This window comes from Klugiella xanthotipulae, assembly GCF_006716695.1.
Classification (GTDB): Bacteria; Actinomycetota; Actinomycetes; order Actinomycetales; family Microbacteriaceae; genus Klugiella; species Klugiella xanthotipulae.
This window is the reverse complement of sequence record NZ_VFPN01000003.1, coordinates 608662-634949: the sequence shown is the minus strand read 5'-3', so window position 1 is coordinate 634949 and position 26288 is coordinate 608662. Positions and strand designations below refer to the sequence as shown.

The 26288-nt window shown below is 63.5% G+C and carries 25 protein-coding genes; 16 read left to right on the top strand and 9 right to left on the bottom strand.

All coding sequences use genetic code 11. The features are described 5' to 3' along the window. Window positions 1-93: 93 nt before the first annotated feature. The 5 genes from FB466_RS12345 to FB466_RS12325 form a co-directional block, all read right to left on the bottom strand. Window positions 94-909: an ABC transporter permease subunit gene (locus FB466_RS12345; protein WP_141918674.1), complete on the bottom strand. Its 816-nt coding sequence runs from the start codon at window positions 907-909 to the stop codon at window positions 94-96. After that, window positions 906-1877 carry an ABC transporter ATP-binding protein gene (locus FB466_RS12340; RefSeq protein WP_141918673.1) on the bottom strand — a complete coding sequence of 324 codons (972 nt, stop codon included), beginning with the start codon at window positions 1875-1877 and terminating at the stop codon, window positions 906-908. Before FB466_RS12340 ends, FB466_RS12345 begins: the two co-directional genes overlap by 4 nt. Continuing rightward, window positions 1874-2692 (bottom strand): TetR/AcrR family transcriptional regulator, encoded by an 819-nt coding sequence (locus FB466_RS12335; RefSeq protein WP_170206122.1) that lies wholly within the window; start codon window positions 2690-2692, stop codon window positions 1874-1876. Before FB466_RS12335 ends, FB466_RS12340 begins: the two co-directional genes overlap by 4 nt. Before the next feature lie 75 nt (window positions 2693-2767). Then, window positions 2768-4663: a bifunctional sugar phosphate isomerase/epimerase/4-hydroxyphenylpyruvate dioxygenase family protein gene (locus FB466_RS12330; RefSeq protein ID WP_141918671.1), complete on the bottom strand. Its 1896-nt coding sequence runs from the start codon at window positions 4661-4663 to the stop codon at window positions 2768-2770. A 38-nt stretch (window positions 4664-4701) separates the two neighbouring features. Beyond that, window positions 4702-5574, bottom strand: a complete 873-nt coding sequence (locus tag FB466_RS12325; protein ID WP_141918670.1) for a shikimate dehydrogenase — start codon at window positions 5572-5574, stop codon at window positions 4702-4704. Window positions 5575-5746: 172 nt separating this feature from the next. Between FB466_RS12325 and FB466_RS12320 the strand changes: the two genes are divergently transcribed. The 4 genes from FB466_RS12320 (at window position 5747) to FB466_RS12305 (ending at window position 9270) form a co-directional block, all read left to right on the top strand. Continuing rightward, window positions 5747-7105: an MFS transporter gene (locus FB466_RS12320; protein WP_141918669.1), complete on the top strand. Its 1359-nt coding sequence runs from the start codon at window positions 5747-5749 to the stop codon at window positions 7103-7105. Window positions 7106-7135: 30 nt separating this feature from the next. Next, window positions 7136-7570, top strand: a complete 435-nt coding sequence (locus tag FB466_RS12315; protein ID WP_141918668.1) for a type II 3-dehydroquinate dehydratase — start codon at window positions 7136-7138, stop codon at window positions 7568-7570. A gap of 97 nt (window positions 7571-7667) precedes the next feature. Beyond that, window positions 7668-8387 carry a DsbA family protein gene (locus FB466_RS12310; protein ID WP_170206121.1) on the top strand — a complete coding sequence of 240 codons (720 nt, stop codon included), beginning with the start codon at window positions 7668-7670 and terminating at the stop codon, window positions 8385-8387. A 10-nt stretch (window positions 8388-8397) separates the two neighbouring features. Next, a complete protein-coding gene (locus tag FB466_RS12305) occupies window positions 8398-9270 on the top strand; it encodes a cytochrome c biogenesis CcdA family protein (protein WP_141918666.1) in 873 nt (290 codons plus the stop codon). A gap of 80 nt (window positions 9271-9350) precedes the next feature. Here FB466_RS12305 and FB466_RS12300 read toward each other — a convergent pair whose 3' ends face one another. Beyond that, a complete protein-coding gene (locus FB466_RS12300; RefSeq protein WP_246054652.1) occupies window positions 9351-10625 on the bottom strand; it encodes an MFS transporter in 1275 nt (424 codons plus the stop codon). Between the two features lie 243 nt (window positions 10626-10868). Here FB466_RS12300 and FB466_RS12295 point away from each other — a divergent pair, with 243 nt between their 5' ends. The 10 genes from FB466_RS12295 (at window position 10869) to FB466_RS12250 (ending at window position 20394) form a co-directional block, all read left to right on the top strand. After that, window positions 10869-11627 carry an IclR family transcriptional regulator gene (locus tag FB466_RS12295; protein WP_170206120.1) on the top strand — a complete coding sequence of 253 codons (759 nt, stop codon included), beginning with the start codon at window positions 10869-10871 and terminating at the stop codon, window positions 11625-11627. 57 nt (window positions 11628-11684) lie between these two features. Continuing rightward, window positions 11685-12872 (top strand): 4-hydroxybenzoate 3-monooxygenase, encoded by a 1188-nt coding sequence (locus FB466_RS12290; protein ID WP_141918663.1) that lies wholly within the window; start codon window positions 11685-11687, stop codon window positions 12870-12872. A 38-nt stretch (window positions 12873-12910) separates the two neighbouring features. Continuing rightward, on the top strand, window positions 12911-13723 hold the full coding sequence (pcaH, locus tag FB466_RS12285; RefSeq protein WP_484140798.1) for a protocatechuate 3,4-dioxygenase subunit beta: 813 nt from the start codon (window positions 12911-12913) through the stop codon (window positions 13721-13723). Next, entirely contained in the window at window positions 13720-14274 is a 555-nt protein-coding gene (pcaG, locus tag FB466_RS12280; protein WP_141918662.1) for a protocatechuate 3,4-dioxygenase subunit alpha, read from the top strand. Before pcaH ends, pcaG begins: the two co-directional genes overlap by 4 nt. Window positions 14275-14286: 12 nt before the next feature. Next, window positions 14287-15675 carry a lyase family protein gene (locus tag FB466_RS12275; protein ID WP_141918661.1) on the top strand — a complete coding sequence of 463 codons (1389 nt, stop codon included), beginning with the start codon at window positions 14287-14289 and terminating at the stop codon, window positions 15673-15675. Then, window positions 15672-16910 (top strand): bifunctional 3-oxoadipate enol-lactonase/4-carboxymuconolactone decarboxylase PcaDC, encoded by a 1239-nt coding sequence (gene pcaDC / locus FB466_RS14030; RefSeq protein WP_141918660.1) that lies wholly within the window; start codon window positions 15672-15674, stop codon window positions 16908-16910. Before FB466_RS12275 ends, pcaDC begins: the two co-directional genes overlap by 4 nt. Window positions 16911-17020: 110 nt before the next feature. Beyond that, the gene (locus FB466_RS12265; protein ID WP_141918659.1) at window positions 17021-18214 is read left to right on the top strand and encodes a thiolase family protein; all 1194 of its coding nucleotides are present in this window, start codon (window positions 17021-17023) and stop codon (window positions 18212-18214) included. A gap of 6 nt (window positions 18215-18220) precedes the next feature. Then, window positions 18221-18940 carry a 3-oxoacid CoA-transferase subunit A gene (locus tag FB466_RS12260; protein ID WP_141918658.1) on the top strand — a complete coding sequence of 240 codons (720 nt, stop codon included), beginning with the start codon at window positions 18221-18223 and terminating at the stop codon, window positions 18938-18940. Further along, entirely contained in the window at window positions 18937-19581 is a 645-nt protein-coding gene (locus tag FB466_RS12255; RefSeq protein ID WP_141918657.1) for a 3-oxoacid CoA-transferase subunit B, read from the top strand. Before FB466_RS12260 ends, FB466_RS12255 begins: the two co-directional genes overlap by 4 nt. A 21-nt stretch (window positions 19582-19602) precedes the next feature. Further along, entirely contained in the window at window positions 19603-20394 is a 792-nt protein-coding gene (locus FB466_RS12250; protein ID WP_141918656.1) for an IclR family transcriptional regulator domain-containing protein, read from the top strand. A 34-nt stretch (window positions 20395-20428) separates the two neighbouring features. Here the strand turns inward: FB466_RS12250 and FB466_RS13530 are convergent, their stop codons facing one another. Further along, a complete protein-coding gene (locus FB466_RS13530; RefSeq protein ID WP_170206119.1) occupies window positions 20429-20593 on the bottom strand; it encodes a hypothetical protein in 165 nt (54 codons plus the stop codon). A gap of 81 nt (window positions 20594-20674) precedes the next feature. On the opposite strand from FB466_RS13530, the gene FB466_RS12245 reads away from it, so the two are divergent. Further along, window positions 20675-21943, top strand: a complete 1269-nt coding sequence (locus FB466_RS12245; RefSeq protein WP_141918655.1) for an alpha/beta fold hydrolase — start codon at window positions 20675-20677, stop codon at window positions 21941-21943. A gap of 28 nt (window positions 21944-21971) precedes the next feature. On the opposite strand, the gene FB466_RS12240 is transcribed toward FB466_RS12245, so the two are convergent. Further along, window positions 21972-22700: a response regulator gene (locus tag FB466_RS12240; RefSeq protein WP_141918654.1), complete on the bottom strand. Its 729-nt coding sequence runs from the start codon at window positions 22698-22700 to the stop codon at window positions 21972-21974. Further along, window positions 22697-24361 carry a sensor histidine kinase gene (locus tag FB466_RS12235; protein ID WP_141918653.1) on the bottom strand — a complete coding sequence of 555 codons (1665 nt, stop codon included), beginning with the start codon at window positions 24359-24361 and terminating at the stop codon, window positions 22697-22699. Before FB466_RS12235 ends, FB466_RS12240 begins: the two co-directional genes overlap by 4 nt. 155 nt (window positions 24362-24516) lie before the next feature. On the opposite strand from FB466_RS12235, the gene FB466_RS12230 reads away from it, so the two are divergent. Continuing rightward, window positions 24517-25974, top strand: coding sequence for a cation:dicarboxylate symporter family transporter (locus tag FB466_RS12230; RefSeq protein WP_141918652.1), 1458 nt, complete (start codon window positions 24517-24519; stop codon window positions 25972-25974). Window positions 25975-26288 lie beyond the last annotated feature (314 nt).

The following is a 26288-nucleotide window of genomic DNA, read 5'->3' as shown; positions in this document are numbered from 1 at the left end:
GCCAGTTGAGACAACCTCCGCGGCCTGTTCCTCGCCCTGCCCGGCCGAGGTGCCCGGAATATCGCGGAAAAACTTCCCCCCGCCGCACAACCCCTACCGCCCCACATCCCGCCGGTTGAACGCCGCGAGGGCCACGCCCACGAGCACCACCACGCCGAGGTACAGCGCCGCGATGCCGAAGCTCCAGCCGTTGACAAGGGGTTCGTCGCGGAAAGCCCAGGCGTAGGGGGAGAAGTTCTTGAGCCATTCCAGATCTTTCGTCTGGTTGCCGAGCGCGTTGAACGCGTAACCGAGTACCGCCACGGCAGCCCCGCCGAGCAGCGCGTAGCTCCGTCGCCCCGTGATCGAGCCCACCGCGATAGCCATCACCGCGGCGAGCAGCGTGGTGCCGCAGGCGGCGAGGACGGTGATGAACACGTTGCCGGCATCCAGTTCGAGTTTTCCCGGGCCGTTGAGTAGCAGGATCGTGAGCGCCGTCACGAGGCCCAGTACCGCCACCCTGAGCACGATTGCCGCGCTCCGTTCCAGCACCACCTGGGTGCGGCTCACGCCGTGGGCGAGGGTCAGCTCCAGGGTGCCGCGCTCCTCGTCGCCGGCAATCGCCGCGGTTCCCCACGAAATCCCGGCAATTGAGAGGAGGACAAAACCCATCAGGCCAAAGAAGGTGCTCTGCGTGTATCCGGCGCCCGTGAAGATGTTCTGGTAGCTGAGCGCCGCCGTGAGTTCGGGCGGGAGGTTACCGATCAGGTCCTGGATGCCGGAGTCGCCGCCGATTGACGGGAACAGCGGCAGGTAGAGGCTGAGCGCCGCGACCAGGCCAATTGACCATCCGATCAGGGACCGCCACGACTCGCGCATCGCGTGCCGAAGCAGGGGTAGTACCGTGCTGGCCGGGGTGGTGGTACTCATCGGGTGGCCTCCTGGGCTGACGGGGTGGTGGTGATTCCGGAGGCCGCGATCTCGGCATCCGACTCGCTGTAGAGCTGGAGGACGGCATCCTCCAGGTTGGGCATCTCGATGCTCACGTCGTGGACGTGCAGCGCGGCGAGGGCCTTCACGAAGGCGTCGGGTTCACCCTCCAGGGTGCCCGTGAGGGACAGCGTTCCGTCCGGCGCGGTCGCCACCGTGAGGCCGTTGAGCCCGGGGATAGTGTTGAGGTGGGCGGTCACCTCGCCGGGGGTGGCCTCCAGGATGCTCGCCCGTACCCGCCGCTGCGCCACCTCGCGCAGCCGCTCGACCGTGCTCGTGGTGACCACGCGCCCCTCGCGCAGAATAGCGACCTCGTCGGCGACCTGCTCAATTTCGCTGAGCACATGAGACGAGAGGAAGACTGTCTGGCCGGACTCCCTGGCCTCGCGCACCAGGTCGAGAAAGATCTGCTGCACGAGGGGGTCGAGGCCGCTCGTGGGCTCATCAAGCACGAGCACGTGGGGGTCGTGCATAAACGCCTGGATAATGCCGAGCTTCTGTTTATTGCCCTTCGAGAGGCTGCGCACCGGCAGCGTGAGGTCGAGGCCGAGCCGCTCCGCGAGGTCGGCCACGCGTGACGGGGATACCGGGCCGCTGATGCTCGCGTAGTGGGTGAGCAGCGCCCGGCCGGTTACGCGACCCTCCAGGATGAGTTCGCCGGGGAGGTAGCCGATCCGCCGACGCAGGCCGATACCGCCCTCGCGCGGGCTGCGGCCGAGCACCGTCGCGGAGCCGGAGGTGGGCCGCACGATGTCGAGCAGGATGCGCATGGTCGTGGACTTGCCGGAGCCGTTGGGACCGATCACACCAAACACGCTGCCGGTGGGGATCGCGAGGTCCACGCCGCGGAGGGCTTGGCGGGAGCCAAAGGTCTTGGTGAGGTTCACGGTTTCGATTGCGAGAGTCATGATGTTTCCTCTGGGGTTGGAGCGGGACGCGCGGAGTGCGGGGGAGTGACGGATGCGTGGCCCGGGCCGGGCGGGCCCGTCGCCTGCTCGGGCGTGCCGGGTTCGGCCTCGCCTGCTGCCCCCGACAGTGCCGCCCGGGTGGCGGTGAGGATGCTGTCGTCGCGGTAGAGGCCGTGGGTGTAGAGGTCGATTGTGGGGAGCACCATCCGGCGCAGGATCTCGGGGGTGAGGCCCTCGTCGCCATCCCCGTCGCCGGAGCCGGAGTCGGGACCGCCGCCCGCCGTGCCCGCAAACGCCCGGGCGATGTGTCGCTGGAAGACGAGCGTAGAGAGGCCCTGCGTGGTGAGGAGCATGGCGACCATATCGGGGTCCTCGACGGGGCGCATCAACCCACCAGCGGCGTACTCGGTTACGAGGGTGCGGGTGTCCTGAAACATCCGGTCGAAGAGTGCGGTGCCCGCCTCACCGCCGTCGAGGAGCATTCGCGCCGTGTAGTCGAGCAACACCCGGTATCGGGTGGGTTCGCGTAGCCACGCCTCAATACCTTCCTGTACCCGGGCGGGGTTTTCCATCTCGCTGCGGTCCCGCGTGAGGCGCTCAGAGACGAATGTGTCACACTCCGCGCGCAGCCCCTCCTTTGACCCAAAGTGGTGGATGATCAGGGCTGCGCTCACCTCGGCCTGCGCCGCGATGGCCCGCACGCTCGTGCCATCGAAGCCGTTCTGGCCGAAGAGTTCCAGGGCGGCGTGCAGGATCCGCTCGTCACTGTCCCGGTCATCCCGGTCCGGGTTCGCGGGGGTCCCTATTGAACGCATGTTCAATAGACTAAACATCCGTTCAGGATAATGCAAGGCTACGGGACATCGTGATTCGAGGACCCCGTAGTGAGGTCAGCGAGAAGCCGGAGCGCCCTGGCTGATCGGTGTCCGGCGTTCGTTCGCCGTGTACTGCGCCGCGAGCCGCACGGGTGCGTTTGGCGCACCGTAGCCCTCATACAGCGCCCGGCGCTCCACCACCTCAAAGAACACATTGCCCGCGGTGGGGGTGTAGAAGTGCAGATACTCGCCGTCGGCATCCCGGTCATAGAGCAGGTTGAGTTCGGCGAGTGTGGCGATAACGCCATCCGGTAGGTCGAATCGGGCCCGGATATCCGCGTAGTAGTTCGCGGGCACGGGAAGAAAGGCGAGCCCGCGGGTGGCGGCCCGGCGGGCGACGGCAACCACGTCATCCGTGGCAAACGCGACATGTTGCGGATGCGCCGCGTGCACCGTCGTGCTGTTCTGCTCGGTCAGAGGCGGCACCACATTGAGCGCCAGTCGCACGGCACCGTCGGTGGTGCGCAGCACCTGGCTGCGCACGAGCCCTACCGGTCCGGCTACGTCGAGCGAGTCCTCCGGGGTGAGCGAGAGCGTGCTGCTGTAGAAGAGCACCGCCTCGTCAAAGTGCTGCCAGGGTTGGGCCAGGTTGATGTGGTCAATGCGGGTGACGAGCGAAGCCTCCGGGGTCTGGGTGTCCAGTTCTCGCTCGGCCACACCGTGAAATTCGAGCATCCAGCGGGGGGTGCCCTCGGTGGCGCGGCAGAGGAACACCTCGGTATCGTCTGGAGCGCGCACCGCGAGTAACTCCTCCTCATCGGCCCGGTTGCCGCGTGGGACGGGGGCGGCGCTCAGCTGCACGGCGCGGGCAACCGCGACCTCAGGGTCGGGTACGTCGCAGCCGATTGCCGAGACGGTGGGCTGCCAGCTCTCCGCCTGCTGGAGGTTGACGATCACCCGGGCCGCGCCCTGTGACCACAGGCGCACGCGTTTGGACCGGTGCGGCCCGTGACCGGTGAAACCCAGCTGGTAGAGCAGTCGTTCGATCTCGCGCGGGTCCTCGGCTTTGATCTCGACAAAGTTGATGCCCGTGGGGTCGGCAACTCGGGGGAGGATCGCGAGTGGTGCGTGGCTGGCACCCGCGTTTCCCCGGGCCAGGTAGGTCGCCGTCTGGTCCTCGAGCCAGGTGAGTGAGCGCATGGCATCAACCGCCGTGCGGATGCTCTCCACCTGCCGGAACACGTCATTGAAGATTTCCAGCGAGAGTGGCCCTGCATAGCCTGTGCGCAGCACCTGCGCGAGGAACGCGTCGAGCGCAAAGCGACCCTCGCCGGGGAAGACGCGGTGGTGGCGGCTCCAGGACAGGACATCCATGGTCACCGGCAGGGCATCCGCCAGCTGGATGAAAAAGATTTTCTCGCCCGGGATCTTCTCGATACCGGCCGGGTCGTGTCCGCGTGACAGGATATGAAAACTGTCGAGGCAGACGCCCAGGTTCGGATGGTCAACCGCCTGTACGAGCCGCCACGCGTGCTCGTACCCGCTCACAAAGGTGCCCCAGGCGAGTGCCTCGTAGGCCACGCGCACGCTGAAGCGGGCCGCGAGTTCGGCGAGTGTGCGTAGTTGGGTGACCATGACCTCGTCGTCATTCACGGTGGCGGTAGCCACGTTGCTGCACAGCAGCATGGTGCCGATGCCCAGCTCGTTCATGAGGGTAAACTTGGCCTCGGCGCGGCGCAGATTGGCGGCCAGTAGCGGCGGTGTAACCGCCTCAAAGTCCCGGAATGGCTGGTACAGGTCGAGGCTCAACCCGAGCGAGGCCGCGAGGTCTCGGATCTCGGCGGGGCTCTCGGGGGCCACGACGAGGTCGGGTTCAAAGAGCTCAACGCCGTCGAAGCCGGCCGCGGCGGCGGCGCGGAGCTTCTCCGTGATTGTTCCGCTGAGGCAGACGGTGGCGATGGATTTTTTCACGTGCGGCTCCTGACGTTCCGAGGGGGATGAGCGGACGGTTAGCGCCCACTCCGGATGAGGCGGAGAAAGTGCTCCCGCATCCGCTGCCGGTCAGGGTCGAGGCCCGTGATGAGAGCAAACGCGTCGGCAGCCTGACCCACGGCCATAAAGCCGCCGTCGAGTACCCGGCAGCCGAGCGCCCGCGCGGCGATCACCAGTTCGGTGTCGAGGGGGCGGTAGACCACATCGGCCACCCAGAGCTCGGGGCGTAGCAGCGATGCCTCCACGGGTATCCCGGGGTGCTGGTGCATACCCACGGGTGTTGCGTGGATAAACCCGGTGGCCGCCGTGAGGAGTTCTGGCAGTTCGGCGGTGTCGGCTGCCGTTACCCGGGACCGGGGGAAGAATCCGCGTAGCGTTGCGGCTCGTTCCACGGCTCGCGCCGCGTCAAGGTCCACGATGGTCAGCTCGGCGGCCCCCGCGGCGAGCGTGGCGTAGCTCACCGCGGCACCGGCACCGCCCGCCCCCAGGAGCACCACGCGGTCGAGTGCGGCACCGGGCAGCCCCTCGGCGAGGGCTGCGGCAAAACCGGAGAAATCTGTGTTGTGTCCAATGAAGCGCCCGTCTCGGAGGAGCACGGTGTTGACCGCACCGAGGCGGGCGGCATCTTCACTCACCTCGTCCAATTCGTCCAGGACCAGTTGCTTGCACGGGTGCGTGATGTTGAGGGCGTTGAAGCCCAGATCGCCCGCAGCGCGCAGCAGCGGGCCGATCTGCTCGGGGGTGTAGCTCAGACGGGACAGGTCGAGCGGGCGGTACAGGTAGCGTACCCCGTGCGCGTCGGCCTCGGCCTCGTGCATCGGGGGAGTGAGTGAGGGGAGGACGCCGTCGCCAACGAGACCCACCAGGAAAGATTCGTCCACCGTACTCATGCAGCCACCTCAGCGTCGATAATAGTCTCTGAACAAAGAGCGAGTCGAAGCGCTTGTCAGACTCGGATGTTCTGGACTACGCTACAGGAAATGTTCGCTTAATGCACCGATGTGCACATAGTGAACAAAGTGAGCCGCAAGGATGCGCAACCACAGAAACTCAGGAGCCCCTATGACCACACCTCCCACCACTATCCCGACCCCGAAGGGCACGCCGCGCCGCGCCGCGATTGCGAGCTTCTTCGGGAGCGCAGTGGAATATTACGACTTCTTCGTGTTCGGTTCGGCCGCCGCGCTCATCTTTCCTCACGTCTTTTTTCCGGATGCTGATGCCAATGCGCAGGTGATGTCGTTTGCGACGTTCGGGTTCGCCTACATCGCGCGACCCATCGGAGCCGTGATCCTCGGCCACTTTGGTGACCGGGTCGGGCGTCAGCGGGTTCTCATGTTTACCCTCGTTCTGATGGGCGGATCCACGTTCCTGATCGGCTGCTTGCCAGACTTCGCCACCATCGGCTGGGCCGCCCCCGCGCTGCTCGTGCTGTGCCGCCTGATGCAGGGGCTCTCGGCTGCGGGCGAACAGGCCGGTGCGAGTTCCATGACGCTGGAGCACTCACCCGACCACCGTCGCGCGTTCTTCACCTCCTGGACGCTCAGCGGTACCCAGGGCGGGCAGATTCTTGCCGCCCTGATCTTTATTCCCATTACGCAGCTGCCCGACGACATCAAATACAGCTTCGGCTGGCGTATCCCCTTCTGGCTCAGCGCCGTCGTGGTTGTGGTGGCATTCTTCATTCGTCGCTCACTCACTGAGCCGCCCACCTTTGTTGAGGCGCGACAGAGTAACACGATTGCCCGTCTACCCTTCCTGGTGCTTTTTCGGGACCACTGGGCAGATGTGCTCCGCGTGATCTGCTGCGCCTTCATCGCGGCCGTCTCGACCGTCTTTGGTAGCCTCGCGATCACCTATGGCAAGGGCGTGGGCATGGAAGAATCCGTCACCCTCTGGCTGGTTGTGGTGGCCAATTGCGTGGCCCTTATCACCCAGCCACTCTTCGGGATGCTCGCCGACCGCATCGGACGCAAGCCCGTTTTCATCTACGGTGCGGTGGCGAGCGCGGCGCTCATGCCCTTCTACATCCTCTCGATGGGGCCAGGCTCCGGTGTCGCAACCTTCCTCCTCGCCATCGCGGTCTTCTCCTGTGGGTACGCCGCCGCCAACGCGGTGTGGCCCTCCTTCTACGCCGAGATGTTCAGCGCCCGTGTGCGGTTCAGCGGCCTCGCGGTCGGCACCCAGTTGGGCTTTCTGATGGCGGGCTTTGCGCCCATGATCGTGACGGCGATGGGCGGCACGGGCGATAACGGTTGGGTGGTCATCTGCATCTTTACTGCGGTGATCTGCCTGGTCGCGACCGTGTCTGCGCTCACCGCGCGCGAAACGTTCCGCGTGCCAACGGCTGCACTGGGGCGTGACGGTGAGAACCTCGCCGGGGAGAAGGACGCCGTTCTCGCATCCGCGTCGGTATCCTAGACACACCCGCTACGACCGAAGGAATCGCCCATGCGCACGGTACTCGTCCTCAACGGGCCCAACCTCAACCGGTTGGGCTCGCGCGAACCCGAAAAATACGGGAGCGAGACCATTGCGGATCTACGCCGTGAGCTTGCCGAAATCTGCCCGGCCGATGTGCGGATTGATCTGCGCCAGACCAACGACGAGGCGGAGCTCATGTCGTGGCTGTACGAGGCGACGGATGAGCGTATTCCGGTGATCCTCAACCCCGCTGCGTTCACTCACTACTCCTACGCGCTGCGGGATGCGGCCGCCCAGGTGACCGGCGCGGGTGTGCCGCTGATCGAAGTGCACCTCACCAACCCGCACGCGCGCGAGGCGTTCCGGCACACGAGCGTGATCAGCGGTGTGGCAACCGGTGTTATTGCGGGTTTCGGGTTTGACTCGTATCGCTTGGCGCTGAGACACCTGCTCGATCGGTAGGGCGTGGGTCGGCATCAATCCGCCGATGCGCACGTACTTTCCAGGGTGGTGTGACAGGATCGTTGCTGGCCCGTGTCCTCCATCGATAAGGATGTGTATGTCTCAGCGCTCACCCCGACGTCGTCTCCTGCTCTGGGGGGTGCCTGCCGCGATTGTGGCGGTGGCCGCCGTGCTGGTTGTGCTGGGGGTGGATACCGCTGCCGAGCCGGAGGCGACCGCACCCACGAGTGCGGCGGGCGAGGGCAACGTCGCGGCGATCCCCGACCTCATGCGCCGCACCGAGGGCGACCCGCTCGCGCTTGGTGCGCTCGACGCGCCCCTGGGTATCGTCGTCTACTCCGACTATCAGTGCGGCTATTGTGCCCTCTGGTCGGATGCCGCACTGCCCACGATCATGAGTAGGTACGTGGACACCGGTCAGGTGCGAATTGAGTTCCGCGATATGCAGTTCTTTGGCGACGGCTCGACCTACGGTGCGCTGGCTGCGTACGCCGCGGGTAAACAGGGCAAACTGAGCGAGTATCACGCCGCGCTTTTTCCGGGCGGCGAAAAGCGAGCCCCCGGCCTCATGAATGAGGCTTCTCTCATCGCCCTGGCCGACGAGTTGGGTCTCGACGTCCAAAAATTCACGGCGGATATCAGCTCCGAGGAGGCCAAACAGGCCCTCGCCGTCAACAAGTACGAGGCAGAGCTGCTCGGTGTCACCTCGACCCCGTCGTTCCTGGTGGGGGAGCAGGCGCTCCAGGGCAACCAGCCGGTGGAGGTCTTTGAGACCGTGATCGACGCGGCCCTGGCCGAAAAGGCCGCCGCGAAGTGACCGTGTCGGCATGACCGAGGTCGGCTACCTGACCGCGTTTCTCGCCGGTATCCTGGCGTTGCTCAGTCCGTGCGGCGCGCTGCTGCTCCCCTCGTTTTTTGCGATCACCGTGACAAGCGTGACCCGGTTTCTCGCCCACGCGGGCCTCTTCTACCTGGGCTTGGCGACCACGCTCGTGCCGCTCGGTGCCGGGGCGGCCGTCCTGGGTTCGTTCCTCCTTGCCCAGCGCACCCTGCTGATCGTCTTGGCCGGATGTCTCGTGATCGTGATGGGCCTCATTCAGCTGCTGGGCGGTGGTTTCGACCTGGGGCGGCTTCTGCCCCGGGCGCGGGAGTCTGCCGCAGACAAGCTGGGCACTCGTGCCGCCGGGCTCAATGCCTACCTATTGGGGCTTGTCTCGGGCGTGGTGGGCTTCTGCACCGGGCCAATCCTTGGGGCTGTGCTTACGCTCGCGGCCGCGAGCGGTCAGCCCCTGCTGGGCGGCGTTCTTCTGGCGCTCTATGCGCTGGGGATGGCCCTCCCGCTCTTCATTATTGCGGCCGTATGGTCACGCGGAAACCTGAGCGGGCGGCGATGGATGCGCGGCCGCACCGTCCGCATCGGCCGACTCACGCTGCACACCACCTCCACCATCACGGGCACACTGCTGATTGCGGTGGGGGTGCTCATGCTGGTGACCAACGGGTTCAACGACCTACCCGAGTTGGTTCCGACTCGGGTGGTCAACGATGTACAGGTGGCGGTGCAGGGGTGGGCTGCGGAGATTCCGAACGCGGTATTTGTGATCGTGGCGGCGGTGGTGGCGCTCGGGGTGTGGGCTGCAGCGGTGCTCCGGGGCCGCCGGAGAGGCCGGGAGCGCGTTCAGGAGAGCACCGAGGCGTAGCGGCGTTCTGTTTGCTCTTCCTTCGTCCGGTGGGGATGCCGGGTGCTCGGCATCCCCACCGGGGTCGTTGCGGAATGACACTAGGCGGTGATGGTGGCCTCCGTCTCGGCTGCTTCCCGCGCCTCAGCCTCGATCACGGCCGGCGACTTCCGCGGCAGGAAAAGCAGCGCCACGACCGCGAGCAGGGCGGCCCCGGCAAAGAGGTAGAAGCCCCACGGGTAGGCGATGCCGGCGGACACGAGCGTGCCCGTGATGAAGGGCCCACAGATGGCACCGGCGCGACCCACGCCCGCGGCGAAGCCGAGCGCTGTTCCGCGCACGCGTACCGGGTAGAGCTTGCTGACGTAGGCGTAGATGAGCACCTGGGCGGAGAATACAAACACGCCCGTGATGAAGACGGCGAGGTAGAGAATAACCATGCTGTCCATCCGAATGCTGAGCGCCGCGAGGAAGATCGCGGCGAGGAAAAACCACGTGAGCGTGACGGTCTTGAGGCCCCGTCGGTCGGCCACAACCCCCGCCAGCAGCAGTCCCACCACGGCACCCACGTTGAGTACCAGCAGGAAGGCGAGGCTGTCACCCAGTTCATACCCGGCTTCACGCATGAGCTGTGGTAGCCAGGTGTTGAGGCCGTAGACGAGCAGGAGCCCCATGAATGATGCGGCCCAGATGCCCAGGCTGATAAAGAGATACGGCTTACGCACCAGGTCGGTGGGGGTGGAGGCTGCCACGATCTTGGTGCCGTCGCTCTGGGCGATGCTCTGCGCGGTGGTGAAGGACTCTGATTCGGGCAGCTTGGCCCAGATGAATGGCAGCACGAGGATGCCCGCGACCCCGCCGATCACGAACATCATGCGCCAATCGGGGATGATGATGAGCGCGAGCAGGGCCGTGAGCACGGCTCCCACGTGGTAGCCGGTCATCGTGGTTGTGGTGCCGCGGCCCGTGCGGTGTGCGGGGGTGAACTCGCTCATGTAGGCGAGCACGGTGGGTAGGCAGGCCCCGAGGCCCAGTCCGGCGAGGAAACGCAGAATACCAAACACCATCACGCTGGGCGCGAGGGCGATGCCGAAGGTACAGACCGAGAAGAGCGCGACGCAGGCTATCAGGGCGCGACGGCGGCCGAAGTTGTCGGCGAGCGGTCCGATGAGCACGGCACCCATCCCCACGCCCACGAGGCCGATTGTGGACACAAATGTGGCGGAGGGTCCGTCAAAGCCAATATCTCCAGTTTCTACGAGTGTGGGGATAACGGTGCCGAGTACCACCAAATCAAATCCGTCAAGGGCGATGGTGATCCAGCACAATAAGACGGGCCAGCTGATGCCGAATAGCGTCTGGGGTTTCTTTTCCACGGAGCCTCCTTGCTCTGTAGACCGGCCGCAATAACGGGGGAGGTCAGTTTTGGCCGCAGACAAAATGCAATTTGCGGACACATGTTCGTAATGCGAACATCTGAAATTTATATCACGTTGCGTGCGGGTTTGCCAGTCATTGGAAATTTGCGAACGACTGTTCGATATGCGAACATGAGAATAGTTGGATGCGTGGGGGCGCATCCACACGATCCCCACCAACGGCGCTGTAGAGGAGGACCCGTGGCAAACTCATCATCGGGGGAGTCCATGATTAGCCGTGTCGTGCGGGTTCTTGACACCCTTGATGCCGGGCGGGCAAATATGTCGATTACCCGCATTGCGGCCGAGGCTGAGTTGCCCCTCGCGACCGTTCACCGATTGGTTCGGGAACTCATGACATTTGGCTGGGTCGAGCGGGGAACCGACGGCACCGTGCGTCTGGGCCTGGCCCTGTGGGAACTGGCCAACCGCGGCTCGGTCGCCCAGGAGCTGCGCACCGCGGCCCGCCCCTTTATGGAAGATGTGCACAGCGTCGTCAAGCAGCACACGCAGTTGGGCGTGCTGCGCGGCGAAGAGGTGGTATTCGTGGAGTGCTACTCTCGCCGGGGTTCGGTGACCAACGCGGTGACGCTTGCTGGCCGCCTGCCTGTGCACTCCTCCTCCGCCGGTCTGGCTATCATGGCGTTTTCCGAGCCGCTTCGCCGTGAGGACTATATCCGTGCCCATGCGGAGCGGATGCCCGGTATCGGGAATCGTCTCGCCCAAATTCGCCGGGAAGGCTACGCCGTGATTGAGGGAGCGCAGCATGTGGACACCTCGGGAATCGCCGTGCCCATCGCTGGCCGCGGGGGCGCTGTCGTCGCGGCCCTGAGCGTGGTGGTTCCGCGTGACCCTGCGGAGGTGACCCTGGCCCTTCCACCGCTGCGCGTGGCGGCTCAGGGCATTACGCGCGCCCTGAGGAGTCGGGATTATCAATCAATGGAAAGGCATGTGGGCTAGCCCCCGATCCCTTGGGATACTGAGGAAAATTGTGCCGTGTCGAGAGGATGAGTATTCGTGGTTGAACGTCAGAAAATTCGTACGCAGGTGGGCATCGTGGGGGCCGGTCCCGCCGGGCTCATGCTGTCCCATCTGCTTGCACGCTCGGGCATTGACTCGGTCGTGATTGAGAAGCGCACTCGTACACAGATTGAGGAGACCATCCGGGCGGGCATCTTGGAAGCCGGTAGCGTCAGGCTGCTGGTGGACTCGGGTGTTTCTCGCCGTGTGCTCGATGAGGGCGATGAACACGAAGGCGTTGAGCTACGTTTCAGTGGCGAGGGACACCGTATCGACTTCCAGGACCTCGTGGGAGAGTCGGTGTGGCTCTACCCCCAAACCGAAGTGTTCATCGACCTGGCCGATGCCCGTGAGCGGGATGACGGGGATGTACGTTTTAGCGTGACCGACACCTCCGTGACCGACGTTCTGGGCAGCCCGCGCATCCAGTTCACAGATACCGAGGGGATGGCCCACGAGATCGAGTGTGATTTTGTGGTGGGGGCCGACGGCTCGCGCAGTATCTGCCGTCAGCTGATCCCTGCGGGTGAGCGCACGGATAACTTCCGCGAGTATCCTTTTGCCTGGTTCGGTATCCTCACCGAGGCACCGCCGAGCGCTCCCGAGCTGATCTATGCACACTCCGACCGTGGCTTTGCCCTGATCAGCCAGCGCACCGAAACTGTGCAGCGGATGTACTTCCAGTGCGACCCGACCGAAGACGCTAGCGCGTGGAGTGAGGCCCGGATCTGGGAAGAGCTGCAGGCCCGCGTGGCTGGTAACGGTTTCTCTCTCAAAGAGGGCCCGATCTTCGACCAGATGGTGCTGCCCTTCCGCAGCTACGTCTGCGAGCCGATGCGCTACGGCAACCTTTTCCTGGCAGGGGATGCTGCCCACACGGTCCCGCCAACGGGAGCGAAGGGTCTCAACCTGGCCCTGAACGATATGCGGGTGCTGCATCTGGCCCTCGCAGAGTTTTACGCGACTGGTTCCCAGCGCGAGCTTGACGCGTACAGCGAGCGTGCCCTGAACCGGGTCTGGAAGAGTCAAAACTTCTCCTACTGGATGACGACTCTCCTACACACGATGCCGGCCGCGAGCGACTTTGATAACCGTCGGCAGCTCGCCGAGCTGAACTCCATTGTCACCTCCCGCGCGGGATCAACCTACCTGGCCGAGGCCTACACCGGCTGGCCGCAGAACTAACCCCCAGACCAGAGACAGAGAACACGAAAGGACACCCGGTGACACCATCCGAACAACCCGTCGTCTCGTCTGACGCGGCCGCGAACACACAGGCCGAGATCAGCGAGGATATGCGGGTCATCCACAGCGCCTATGAGACAGGGAAGGCCGCGGGGAGTCTCAGCGAAGAGACCCAACCCCGCATTGACTTTCCGCCCTATCGGAGTTCCATCCTGCGCCACCCGACTAAGGATCTGCGCCACACCGACCCTGAGACCATCGAACTGTGGTCGCCGGCGTTCGGTCACCGCGATGTACACAAGTTGGAAAGCGACCTGACCATTCAGCACAATGGCGATCCACTGGGCGAGCGGATGATCGTGCGTGGGCGGGTTTTGGACGGTGATGGCCGCCCCGTGCGCAATCAGCTCGTGGAGGTGTGGCAGGCCAACTCGGCCGGTCGCTACATCCACAAGCGTGACCAGCACCCGGCCCCCATCGACCCCAATTTCACGGGTGTGGGCCGCTGCCTCACGGGGGATGACGGCTCATACGAGTTCATCACGATTAAGCCGGGTCCCTACCCGTGGAAGAATCACCACAACGCGTGGCGGCCCGCACATATCCACTTCTCGCTGTTTGGCACCGACTTCACGCAGCGCATGATTACGCAGATGTATTTTCCGGGCGACCCACTGTTTGCGCTCGACCCAATCTACCAATCGATCACCGATCAGAAGGCGCGTGACCGCCTGGTGGCTCAGTACGATCACGATGTAACCCAGCATGAGTGGGCCACAGGTTACACCTGGGATATCGTGCTCTCGGGCAGCAATCGCACGTGGATGGACACGGAGGAGGACGACAAATGAGCAAGCTCATCGCAACCCCTGGTCAGACAGTGGGCCCGTTTTACGGCTACGCCTTGCCGTTCCCGAAGGACTCCGAATTGGTGCCACCGGGGCAGGGTGGGTCGATTCGTGTGCACGGCACGGTCACGGATGGCCGCGGCCAGCCGATTCCCGATTGCCTGCTCGAAATCTGGCAGGCCGACGAGCACGGTGTGATCGCCCAGCGGACCGGTTCGCTCACGCGCGACGGTCACACCTTTACCGGGTGGGGGCGTGCCGCCGTGGATGATGACGGTCACTACACGTTCACCACCGTCAATCCGGGTGTGACCGAGGAAGGCAAAGCCCCCTTCATCGCGGTTGTGGTGTTTGCGCGTGGACTGCTCAACAAGCTGCACACCAGGGTGTACCTGCCGGAGAACCCGGAGCGGCTTGCCGTGGACGGTCTGCTCTCTGACCTCCCCGCGGAGCGCCGCGGCACCCTCATCGCCGAGCGGGAGGAGGACGGCTCACTGCTCTGGAACATCCGACTCCAGGGTGAAAACGAGACGGTCTTCCTGGACTTCTCCTAAACTGAGCAACCAATGAGTGCTAACACGATTGACGACCTCGGGCTGGTGAACCCCCTGTGGGTAAACTCGCCAGCCGCGCTGCTGAGTTCTGACGCGCGTATCCTGCAATTCATGCTCGATGTGGAGTGCGCCTGGATGGCGGTGCTGGTCGAGGGTGGCCGGGCCGACCCCGCATGGCTGCCGGTTGTGACCGAGGCCTGTCGTGTGGAGCACTACAACCTGGCCGAGATTGCCCGGGAGGCACAGGGGGGCGGTAACCCGCTCATCCCGCTCCTGGGCGCGTTGCGTCGCCGGGTGGGGGAGACCTCGCCCGGTGCCGCGGCTCGATTGCATGTCGGGGCGACGAGTCAGGACATTCTGGATACGGCTTTGCTTTTGGTCGCGCGTGATGTGCTCACCGAGCTACGTGCCGACCTGAACGGTCTTGCGGATGCTCTGGAACGGCTGGCTCGAGAGCATGTGGGGACACTCGCCGTGGCACGGACCCTGGGGCAGCACTCGTTGCCCGGCACATTTGGCTTGCGCGCGGCCCAGTGGCTCGCGGGTGTCGTCGCCGCGGAGCGACAGGTTGCGGATGTGCTCCGGCAGCTTCCCTTGCAGTGGGGCGGTGCCGCTGGCACGATGGCCGCCCTCACCCAGTTTGCCGGTGACCATGCTCTCGTCCTCACCGATGCTCTTGCCGCTCGTCTGGGGCTCGCCTTGCCTGTTGCTCCCTGGCAGACGACGCGCTGGCCCATGACCCGCATCGCGGGTTCTGCCGCCGAGGCCGTGGCCGCGTGTACTCGCATCGCCAACGACGTGGCATTCCTGACCCGGCCCGAGGTCGCTGAGGTCGCCGAACCTCAAGTGGAGGGGCGCGGTGGTTCCTCCGCGATGCCACAGAAGCAAAACCCGGTGCTGTCGGTGTTGGTGCGCAGCGCCTCCTTCCAAGCTCCCGGTGCCCTGGCGCAGGTGGTTGCCGCTGCCGCTGCCGCTGTAGACGAACGCCCCGATGGAGCCTGGCATGCCGAGTGGGCACCGCTGCGCCAGCTTCTGCGCCTGGCTGGTGGGGCCGCGAGTCTCACCCGTGAACTGGCGGAGGGCCTGGTCGTGTTCCCCGAGCGGATGCGTGCGAATCTGGATGCGGCCGGCCCACTGATCCTTACCGAGCGCATCACCGCCGTTGTGGTTCCCCTGCTCGCTGAGGCCGGTATCCCCGATGGCGCCGCCCAGATTGCGGCGGCCATTGCCGATACTCGGGCCGGAACGGCTTCACTGCCCGATCTGCTACGTGCGGCCCTGCCCCGCAGCGTTGTGAGCGACGCCCTGCTCGCTGACCTGCTCGACCCTGTCGCCTATCCGGGCCAGGCTCGGCAGCTGATCCTGAGAATTATCGCCGACCGAGGAGACTCCCTATCATGACCGTTCCGATCCTCAAGGCTGCCCTGCTCTCCGAGGCTACTGAGGAGATATCCACACCGATCCTGCTTGTGGGGCCATCTCTCGGCACCACCGCCCGCACCCTGTGGGGTCGTGCCGCGCGGATTCTCGGCGCTCGCTATCGTGTGGTGGGTTGGGATCTCCCCGGTCACGGTCACAGTCCACGCCCGGCGGAGCGTTTCACCATGGCCGAGCTGGCCGAGGGCGTTGCCGGTCTGGTTGGGGGGATGCGTGAACAGGGCGAGTGGGGTGGGTATCCGGTTTTCTACGCGGGCGACTCGCTGGGCGGTGCTGTGGGCCTGCAATTAGGCCTCGACTACCCCGATCTTTTTGCCGGTATCGGCGTGATCTGCTCGGCGGCTAAGATCGGTGAGCGACAGGGCTGGCTTGACCGTGCCGGGACCGTGGCGGTGCAGGGCACCCCCACCATGATTGTGGGCTCTGGCCAGCGTTGGTTTGCCCCCGGATTTATGGAGCGTGAGCCGGAGGTGTCGAGCCGTCTCCTGCACGCCCTTTCTGACACCGACCGGCAGGGCTACGCCTTCTGCTGTGAGGCCCTCGCCGATTTTGACCTGCGCGACCGGCTCGGTGACATCTCCGCTCCGGTGGTTGCGGTATCGGGGGAATTTGATACCGTGACTCCCTATGAGGATTCCTGGGCTATTGCCCGGTCCGTGCAGCGCGGCTCTGCGGAGTGGGTGCCCGGTGCGGCGCACCTTGTGCCGGTGGAAGCTCCCGAGCGAATCGCGGAGATCTTGATGCGACACTTCGACCGGGCCGTTGCCGAGTCCCCGGCGGTGGTCTCGGTCTCCGCCGCGTCGCCCGCGGGTCGTCTGCCGGGGGACCCCTACGATGCGGGTATGGCCGTGCGTCGCGAGGTGCTGGGTGATGCCCATGTAGACCGGGCGACCGCCGCGATTGATGAGGTGACCGCTGAATTCCAGGAGATGATTACCCGTTTTGCGTGGGGCACAATCTGGACCCGCCCCGGATTGCCGCGCACGACGCGCAGCGCGATTACGCTGACGGCGCTGATTGCCCACGGTCACTGGGAAGAGCTCGCGATGCACGTGCGTGCCGCTCTGCGCAACGGCGTGACGCGCGGGGAGATTACCGAGATTATCCTGCAGAGTGCCATCTACTGTGGTGTCCCCTCGGCCAATAGCGCCTTTCGCGTGGCTCAGCGGGTGCTCAACGAGGTGCCACCCGTCGAGTAATCCGCTACACTTGTCCGTATAGTGAACGCATGTTCGCCAACCGAACGCCCGAAGGGGGCGAACTCGGTGGCCGATACGTGCATAACCCAGAGATGAGCGATGGAGCACCCATGGAACAGGCCTATATCTACGACGCCGTTCGCACCCCCTTTGGTAAGTTTGGCGGCTCGTTGGCCGGCACCCGTCCCGATGACCTGGCAGCCCATGTGGTGGCCGAATCGGTCCGGCGTGTGCCGGGTTTGGACCCGGCCCGCATCGAAGAGGTCATCTTCGGCAACGCCAACGGGGCCGGCGAGGAAAACCGTAACGTGGCCCGTATGGCCACCCTGCTTGCGGGTCTCCCCACCTCGGTACCCGGCACGACCGTCAATCGGCTGTGTGGTTCCTCTCTTGACGCGGCGATGATGGCCAGTCGCACCGTCAACGTGGGTGAGGCCGACCTCCTCCTAGTGGGCGGTGTCGAGTCCATGAGCCGCGCACCCTGGGTGCTACCCAAGACCGAGCGACCCTATCCTGCTGGCGACCTCCAACTCGCCTCAACCACTCTCGGCTGGCGCCTCGTTAACCCCACGATGCCCGCCGAGTGGACCGTATCGCTGGGGGAATCCACCGAACTTTTGCGCGAGAAATATGGCATTTCGCGGGAGCGACAGGACGCTTTCTCCGCCGAATCACACCGCCTCGCCGATGCCGCCTGGACCGCGGGGCGCTACACGAACCTGGTTGCACCGGTACCGGGAACGACGCTTGAGCGCGATGAGGGTATTCGTCCCTCAACCACCGCAGAGGTGCTGTCCGGCCTCACGCCCGTCTTCCGGCCGCTCGCCACAGGAACCGTCACGGCAGGCAATGCCTCGCAGTTGAGTGACGGTGCCTCCGCCGCGCTGATCGGCTCCGAACGAGCAGCCGATATCCTGGGCATGCCACCCCTCGCCCGTATTGCCGGGCGCGGGGCCTTCGCCAACGACCCACAGTACTTCGGATTCGCTCCCGTGGAGGCTGCCAACCGGGCCCTCGCCCGAGCCGGTATTGCCTGGGATGAGGTGTCCGCGGTTGAACTCAACGAGGCCTTTGCTGCCCAGTCACTCGCGTGCATTGACGCCTGGGGTATCGACCCGGGGATCGTCAACGCGTGGGGCGGTGCGGTTGCCCTCGGTCATCCGCTAGGCGCGTCCGGTCTCCGCCTCCTCGGCACCCTGACCCGTCGTCTCGAAGCCTCCGGCCGCCGTTGGGGCGTTGCCGCCATCTGCATCGGCGTGGGCCAGGGGCTCGCCGTCGTTCTCGAAAACGTTCACGGAAAGTAGCATCGCATGCCCACACTCACGACGAGCGCCGCGGATGCGGTTGCCCAGATTCCCGACGGGGCCACCATCCTCATCGGTGGCTTCGGCAAAGCAGGCCAGCCGGTCGAATTGATCGAGGCTCTTCTCGATCATGGAGCCAGCGACCTCACGGTCGTCAATAACAATGCCGGCAACGGAGAGCACGGATTGGCCGCCTTGATTGGGGCCGGTCGTGTTCGCAAAATTGTCTGCTCGTTCCCACGGCAGAGTGACTCGCAGCTTTTCGATGAGAGATTTCGTGCGGGCCTGATTGAGTTGGAATTGGTGCCCCAGGGCAACCTGGCAGAGCGCATCCGTGCCGCAGGGGCCGGTATCGGCGGGTTTTTCACCCCCACGGGTTATGGCACGCTGTTGGCTGAGGGTAAAGAGACTCGGATGATTGATGGACGTGGCTACGTGTTGGAGAGCCCAATCCGGGCGGAGTATGCCTTGATCGCAGCGCACACCGCCGATCCGCTTGGTAACCTCACCTACCGCAAAACGGCTCGCAACTTTGGGCCAATCATGGCGACCGCCGCGACCCACACGATCGTCCAGGTGTCGAACGTGGTTCCCGTCGGTCAGATTGATCCGGAGGTTGTGGTCACGCCCGGCATCTTTGTTGACGTGATCGTTGACCTGCACCAGACGGGCCTGGGCAACGGCGTTCCAACCGATGCGTATACCTCAGGAAAGGTGTCGGCATGAGCGAGAGACTGACGCGCGACCGGCTGGCGGAGATCATTGCCGCAGACATTCCCTCGGGGTCATTTGTGAACCTCGGCATCGGACAACCCACGCTCGTGTCCAACTATTTCAGCTCCGATCAGAAGGTCACACTGCACACCGAAAACGGCATGTTGGGCATGGGCCCAGTGGCCGTGGGCGATGAGATCGACGAGGACCTGATCAACGCCGGAAAAATCCCGATCACGGAGTTGCCGGGTGCTTCCTACTTCCACCACGGTGACTCATTCGGCATCATGCGTGGTGGGCATCTCGATATCTGCGTGCTCGGCGCGTTCCAGGTGTCGGCCACGGGCGACCTGGCCAATTGGCACACGGGAGACCCGGGCGCGATCCCCGCGGTGGGTGGTGCGATGGATCTTGCGACCGGGGCCAAAGAGATCTTCGTGATGATGAATCTGTTCACCAAAACGGGCGAGAGTAAGCTTGTTCCGGCCTGCACCTACCCGCTGACAGGCATCGGCTGTGTCACCCGCGTCTACACGGATGTCGCTATCTTTGAGATCCTCTCGGCGGGTGTCCGGGTGAGAGAAACCTACGGGATGGAGTTTACCGAACTACAATCAAGAGTTGACGTTCCCCTGCTGCCGCCGGAGAACTAAGCTTCCAACTCAGGAGTGAGCGTGACCCAGTCAGCACCACCGGCCACCGAACAGTTCGTTCAGTCCCTGGCCCGCGGACTTGCGGTGATTCGTGCATTCGATGCGAATCATCCGGCCATGACGCTGAGTGAGGTGGCGAAGCGCACCGACCTCAACCGGGCGGCGGCGCGCCGTTTCCTGCTCACGCTGGTGGAGCTTGGCTACATGCGTACAGACGGCCGAATGTTTGAGCTCACCCCCCTCGTGCTGCAGCTGGGCTACTCCTTTCTTTCGGGCCAGTCGCTGCCGCGTATCGCGCAGCCGCTGCTTGAGGATCTCTCGGCCTCGATGCACGAGTCAGTGTCGATGGCGGTGCTCGATGGCTCGGATATCGTCTATGTTGCGCGCATTCATACGAAGCGGATCATGTCAATCGGTATTTCGGTGGGTACCCGTTTTCCGGCCTCCGTCACCTCGATGGGCCGTGTCCTGCTGGCGGGTCTCGGGGAGGACGAGTTGAATGCCTTTCTCGGCCGGGTCGAACTGACCGCGCTCACCGAGCGCACCCTGACCGACCCGGCCGCGCTCCACGCCGAAATTGTGCGGGTGCGGGAGCAGGGCTGGGCGATGGTTGATCAGGAGCTAGAGTTAGGCCTCCGCTCGGTCGCTGTGCCGGTATACGACCCGCAGGGGCGGGTCGTGGCGGCGCTCAATGTGTCGATGCAGGCTTCGCTGCATTCGACCGATGACATTACCGAAACGATTGTGACGATGGTGACCGGGTTGCAGGAGGTTGCCGAGAAAATCCGCGAGGTGCAGCGCGCGATGAGTTAAGTGCTGTGGGTGCATTGCTGCCCGCGTCCCCCCGTCACGGATATCCCTGCGGAACCAGTCTGCGGGCGGTGATGGGTAAGCGCAACACGCCGAGGAACTGGGTGAGAAGCTGTGCGGCCTTCGACGTGCTCATCAATAACGGCGGCGCTGTGACGGGGGATAGCTGCTCCTCGTGGGGAGAGATGCGCGGGGGTGGCACAGGTGAAATGGTACCCGGGCACCGAATATTTACCCTCCGGTATGATCCCAATTCCCAGCTTGATGCGGTGAGATATGATTCATGAATAAATTATCATTTATCTCGATTTTAGCGGGGCTAACTCTCGCGTTATCGGCGTGTGCTCCTTATGTGACAAGAGATAATAGTGATAAGTTTGACGGGATTTCAGGAATTAGATGGAATGATTGTGCGAGTCTCAAGAAGAGTGTGGATGAACTATATGCGTTGATACACTCCCCCTCCCCGCTAGAGCATGTTTCGGATCGATTTGAGTGTGGAGAGGTGGATGTCCCTCAGGACTACAATAATCCGGAGGGAGAAAAACTCACGATTGCTGTCAGTCGGCTGAAAGCCAAAGAAACTGAGCAGGGGGTCGTTTTTACAAATCCAGGTGGACCGGGGCTTGAGGGCCGGACCCTCCCTGTTGCTCTTGAGAAAACGGGGATGTCTGAGTTGACCAAAACTCACACTCTTGTGGGTATTGATGTTCGTGGTACGGGCGGCAGTTCTTCGTTGGGCTGTGAATCGCTGAGCAACTTTGAGGACGCTGCGGTTGAGTTCCCCGATAAAGAAAGTGCGGTGAGTTATGCGCATAAAATCAGAGAATCAAATCGTTCCTGCATCGATAAAGACCCTGAGTTCTACCGAAATCTAACCACTCAAAATATTGCGAGAGACATGAATTTTATTCGGGCAGCAATGCGTCTCGAAAAAATAAAATATTTCGGAATTTCCTGGGGCACGGAACTTGGCATTGAGTTTCGTTCACAGTTCCCTGACCGAGTAGAACGAATGCTTTTAGATAGCGTTGTCGATCTTTCCGGAGATGCCCAGAAGTCGTTGGATGATATTGTGCACGCCGTAGAGTTTTTCGGTTACTTCTTCTCCACCGAAATGGGGTTCGCTGCTCTCGGGTTTAAACCTTCCGATTTTGTTACACGTACCATGATCGTGTGTAACGTTTATCGCAATGTCGGCGATGTCAATCGGCAATGGAGTGACTATATTGAGCGCTCCCAAACGTACCCTCACGCGGGCTCACTTCGCCCACCACATCCGGTCAGTTCGTCATTTCCGGGACTTTCGACCTGTACCGGATGGCCACTCGAACCCCACCCGATCAGCCTCAATAAATCGGTGAGTTCTCTCCAGCTGGTTGGACATGCGAGAGAAACGGTGACCCCTGTTGTGTGGGCAAAAAAAGCGCAGAAGCTGATTGGTGGTCAATTATTTATTATTGACGACGATCAGCACGGATCGCTCGCTCTGGGTTCATTCGCAGACCAAGCGGTCGAGTACTTGAGCACCGGGACATATATGTCGAAATAAATTTCGACGGGGGCTCCGGCTATCCTGCTTAGCGTTCTGGTGGGAGCCAGCGGTATTCCAACTCCGGCCGACCCGGTGTGCCGTAGCGGGGCTCTCGTGACACCTGGCGCGTGCTGGTCAGGTATTCGAGGTAGCGCCGCGCGGTGATTCGTGAGATGGAGAGCGCCTCGGTGATCTCTCCTGCCGACACGGCCGTATTGACTCGGTGTAGATGCGCGGTGATGGCGTCGAGCGTATCGGGGGAGAGCCCCTTGGGGAGCAAGTCGGGTGTGCTGCTGCGCAGGCTGGCGAGTGCCCCGTCAATCTCGCTCTGGAGCACGCGCTGCTGCTCACCCACGACCGTGATCTCGCCCGTGAGCTGTCGGGCAAACTGCTGGTAGTGATTCAGTTTGTCGTGAAACGTGGCGAAGGTGTATGGCTTGATGATGTACTGCACCACGCCAAATGCGATTGCGGCCCGCACCACCTCCAGCTCGCGTACAGCGGTCACCGCAATGATGTCCACCCACAGCGACGCAGCTCGCACCTGGCGCGCGATCTCCACCCCGTGCATATCCGGCAGATTCATATCGAGCAGAATCACGTCCACGGGGGCCGCGCCTTCCCGCTGGTTGTGCGAGAGCCACTGGAGCGCATTGGCCCCGGTAGCGGCCGTGTGTGCGACCTCAAATCCACCGATTCGTCGGAGGTATTCGTTCTGCCCGGCCGCAGCGGTGGGATCATCTTCGATCACCAGTACTCTCAGGGGGTGTGTCATCGTGCCTCGTCCTGGTCGCTGGGCCTGTTCGCAGCATGAAACGGTACGGTCACCGTGAAACGCGCTCCGGCAACCGTTTCCTCGCTGTCTTCAACCGTTATTGTCCCACCGATTGAGCGGGCCGTTTGCCGCACGAGCGCGAGGCCGATGCCGCGACCCTGCCCGGCGTCCTGTTTGGTGCTGAACCCTCGTGCCCACAGCTCTTCGGGGCGCAGGCCCTGGAGTCCGAGCCCGCTATCGAGCACGCTAATGGTGAGTTCGGTTGCGGTACTGATTAGGACCACTTCCACCCAGCGTTCCTCGGGTGTGTGGGTCTCGGCCCCCTCCTCGACCGTCCGGGCTGCCGCGTCCAGGGCGTTGTCAATCAGGTTACCCATGATCGTCACGGCGTCATGTGCGCTGATTCCGTGTGGTGGGACGACCCCGTCGCTCACGATGATGAGGCTCACCCCGCGTTCGCTTGCCTGCGCAGTCTTCCCCACGAGCAGAGCGCTGAGGGCTGGCTCACCCACCGCATTCACCACGCGGTCGGTGAGAATCTGGCCTTGTTCAACCTCGTGCGTCGCGAAGCGGAGGGCCTCGTCACCACGCCCCAGCTCGATGAGCGTGACAATCGTGTGTAGCCGGTTGGAATGCTCGTGAGTTTGTGACCGCAGCGCATCGGCGAGAGTGTGCATCGAGTCGAGTTCCCCGCTCAGTCGCTGCATATCGGTACGGTCTCTGATGATTGCCACGGTGCCGAGGGAGGCCGCCCGCCCGCCGGTGCCAGAGGCCCGGGCCGGTCGCTGGGTCACGAGCAGTACCCGGCTAGGGGTGAGGACAACCTCGCTGTCCACAGAGGTACCGCCTGCGAGTAGCTCGCCCAACTCGGCGGGGAGGTCGGCCGTGCGCAGGGGGAGCGGGGGAGCCTCCGGTTTCATCGGCGGAAGTCCCAAAAGCTCGGCCGCCTGTGTGTTGTAAAGCACCAACTCTCCCTGGGGGTTCACGAGGAGCATTCCCTCTCCGATCGAGTGCAGCACCGCGTCATAGAACGCGTACATCTGGCTGATCTGCTCGGGGCCGCGGCCGTAGGTCACCCGGCGCAGGTAGCGACTGAGCCCCAGCGAGATGAGTGCACCCACCAGAATGAGGGTGGCTGCTACCGCGGCTACGAGCGGGAGCCTGGCGTTGACCGCGAGATTTACATTGGACACGGTCACGCCGGAGGAAACGATCGCGATAACGGTGCCGTCGGAGGAGGTGATCGGTACGATCCCGCGCACGGTGGGCCCGAGCGAGCCGTTGTGGATCTCGGTGAAGGCCTGCCCGTGCAGGGCCGGGGTAATGTTGCCCTCGAACCTCCCGCCGATCATATCCCGGTTCCGGTGCGTGTACCGGATGCGGTGAGTGTCCATGATCGTAATGAAGTCGGCGTTGGCCGCATCCATCAGGGATTCCGCGTAGGGCTGAAGGAGTTCACTGGGGTGTGCCGTCTGTACAGCGTCGATCACAAACGGGTTGAGGGCGACCGAGGTGGACAGGGTGAGCATCCGCTCTCGCGTCTCCCGGTCGATACGGTCGGCGGCGTCTATCACGAGCGCGACCGAGCCCACGATGGCGAGGAGCAGGATGAATGACAACTGTCCGATAAAGAACCGTTTGGCAATGCTCCACCTCGTCATCCCCCTATTGTCGCCGCTGGGTGGTGCAGTCGCCGACCGCCACGTCTGGGCTGTCAACAACCCCGACGTGAACAGTATGAACACAAAGGGCTCATTTCTTGGGTCTGACCGCACAATAGCTGAAGCTATTCCGCCATTCACACAAAGGAGTCGTCATGGCGAAAAATGATGTCACACCGTCTCACACCGTCGGCCCCGCGCCCCGGCGACGACGGATCGATAAATCCCATTATCTGTACATTGCCGTTATTCTTGCCGTGGTACTGGGTGCAACGCTTGGACTTGTTGCTCCCGAGTTTGCGAAGGGTCTCAAGCCCATTGGCGATGCTTTCGTGAGCCTGATCAAGATGATGATTGCGCCGGTAATCTTCTGCACCATCGTGCTGGGCGTCGGTTCGATCGCCAAGGCGGCCACAGTGGGGAAGGTGGGCGGTCTGGCGCTCGGTTACTTCATTATCATGTCCACGTTTGCACTCGGTATTGGCTTGTTGGTGGGTAACTTTATTCACCCGGGCGAGGGCCTGAACATTCAGAACATGCACTATGACGCACCTGTGACGGCGGAGGCGGGTGGTACCTCCAGTTTCCTGCTGGGTATTATCCCCACATCTCTGTTGTCTTCTCTGACCGCGGGGAACATTCTCCAGACGCTCTTCGTCGCGCTGCTCGTGGGCTTTGCCCTCCAGAAGATGGGTGCGGCGGGGAAGCCGATCTTGACGGCCCTCGGCCAGGTGCAGGTGCTTGTTTTCCGGCTCCTGATCATGATTATGTGGCTCGCCCCGATCGGGGCGTTTGGCGCGATTGCCGCTGTTGTCGGGTCCACGGGGTTTCAGGCCATTGTCAGTATGGCCACGCTCATGGTGGCGTTTTACATCACGTGCATCCTCTTCATTGTTGTTGTGCTGGGTACGATTCTGTGGACCGTCGCCCGGGTGAGTATCTTTAAGTTGATGAAGTACCTGGGGCGTGAGTATCTGCTCATCTTCTCGACTTCTTCCTCCGAGGCTGCCCTGCCCCGCTTGATCGCGAAAATGGAGCACCTGGGTGTGTCCAAGCCCGTCGTGGGTGTGACGGTGCCAACCGGATACTCGTTCAACCTTGACGGCACGGCGATCTACCTGACGATGGCGGCTCTCTTCGTGGCCACTGCTATGGGTAAGCCTCTGGAATTGGGCGAACAGGTCTCCCTTCTCGTCTTCATGATTATTGCCTCGAAGGGCGCTGCGGGCGTGACCGGTGCCGGTCTCGCGACCCTTGCCGGTGGTCTCCAATCGCATCGCCCGGACCTGATTGACGGGGTGGGCCTGATTGTGGGGATTGATCGCTTTATGTCTGAGGCCCGTGCACTCACCAACTTCACTGGTAACGCTGTCGCTACCGTGCTGATTGGCACCTGGACGAAAGAGATCGATAAGCGACAGGTTACGGCCGTTTTGGCCGGCCAGATACCGTTCGATGAGGCCACAATGTCCGCGGCGCACGGTGAGCCGACGACGGGTGCCGACGGGGCGAGTGTGCTGGAGGCCGTGCGGGAAACCGATGCGGCCAGCCTGGAGCGTGAGTTGAGCGAGATTGCGGCGGAAACGGAGACCGCGGAGAGTTCTCCTCGATAGCGGTATTACCCCGGTCATTTCGACGGCGGTTGCGCTGATACCGTGACCGCGAATGTCGAGGTGACCGGGGTTTCTTTGCGAAAAAGGTAGGTATCAGCCGGGTCGCGGGGTATCGTAGAAAAAATGACACAGAGGGGTGGGCTCACGGCGCGTGGGAGCCGGGGTAGCCTTTGCTCTGGTCGGTTTTCTTGCCCTGGCAGGCTGTCGTTCTGTCTGGTCTTCTGCCGACTCTGAGTCGTCGGTGCCGTCGGTGCCGTCGGTGCCGCCGGTGCCGCCGGTGCGCGCCGAGCGGCCCCTGACGCCGGTTCCGTGGT

What these genes read in the sequence shown, in the direction of transcription:
- FB466_RS12345 (WP_141918674.1), bottom strand. Translation starts at nt 909, where the DNA reads ATGAGTACCACCACCCCGGCCAGCACGGTACTACCCCTGCTTCGGCAC.
- FB466_RS12340 (WP_141918673.1), bottom strand. Translation starts at nt 1,877, where the DNA reads ATGACTCTCGCAATCGAAACCGTGAACCTCACCAAGACCTTTGGCTCC.
- FB466_RS12335 (WP_170206122.1), bottom strand. Translation starts at nt 2,692, where the DNA reads ATGCGTTCAATAGGGACCCCCGCGAACCCGGACCGGGATGACCGGGAC.
- FB466_RS12325 (WP_141918670.1), bottom strand. Translation starts at nt 5,574, where the DNA reads ATGAGTACGGTGGACGAATCTTTCCTGGTGGGTCTCGTTGGCGACGGC.
- FB466_RS12320 (WP_141918669.1), top strand. Translation starts at nt 5,747, where the DNA reads ATGACCACACCTCCCACCACTATCCCGACCCCGAAGGGCACGCCGCGC.
- FB466_RS12315 (WP_141918668.1), top strand. Translation starts at nt 7,136, where the DNA reads ATGCGCACGGTACTCGTCCTCAACGGGCCCAACCTCAACCGGTTGGGC.
- FB466_RS12310 (WP_170206121.1), top strand. Translation starts at nt 7,668, where the DNA reads ATGTCTCAGCGCTCACCCCGACGTCGTCTCCTGCTCTGGGGGGTGCCT.
- FB466_RS12305 (WP_141918666.1), top strand. Translation starts at nt 8,398, where the DNA reads ATGACCGAGGTCGGCTACCTGACCGCGTTTCTCGCCGGTATCCTGGCG.
- pcaG (WP_141918662.1), top strand. Translation starts at nt 13,720, where the DNA reads ATGAGCAAGCTCATCGCAACCCCTGGTCAGACAGTGGGCCCGTTTTAC.
- FB466_RS12275 (WP_141918661.1), top strand. Translation starts at nt 14,287, where the DNA reads ATGAGTGCTAACACGATTGACGACCTCGGGCTGGTGAACCCCCTGTGG.
- pcaDC (WP_141918660.1), top strand. Translation starts at nt 15,672, where the DNA reads ATGACCGTTCCGATCCTCAAGGCTGCCCTGCTCTCCGAGGCTACTGAG.
- FB466_RS12265 (WP_141918659.1), top strand. Translation starts at nt 17,021, where the DNA reads ATGGAACAGGCCTATATCTACGACGCCGTTCGCACCCCCTTTGGTAAG.
- FB466_RS12260 (WP_141918658.1), top strand. Translation starts at nt 18,221, where the DNA reads ATGCCCACACTCACGACGAGCGCCGCGGATGCGGTTGCCCAGATTCCC.
- FB466_RS12255 (WP_141918657.1), top strand. Translation starts at nt 18,937, where the DNA reads ATGAGCGAGAGACTGACGCGCGACCGGCTGGCGGAGATCATTGCCGCA.
- FB466_RS12245 (WP_141918655.1), top strand. Translation starts at nt 20,675, where the DNA reads ATGAATAAATTATCATTTATCTCGATTTTAGCGGGGCTAACTCTCGCG.
- FB466_RS12240 (WP_141918654.1), bottom strand. Translation starts at nt 22,700, where the DNA reads ATGACACACCCCCTGAGAGTACTGGTGATCGAAGATGATCCCACCGCT.
- FB466_RS12235 (WP_141918653.1), bottom strand. Translation starts at nt 24,361, where the DNA reads ATGACGAGGTGGAGCATTGCCAAACGGTTCTTTATCGGACAGTTGTCA.
- FB466_RS12230 (WP_141918652.1), top strand. Translation starts at nt 24,517, where the DNA reads ATGGCGAAAAATGATGTCACACCGTCTCACACCGTCGGCCCCGCGCCC.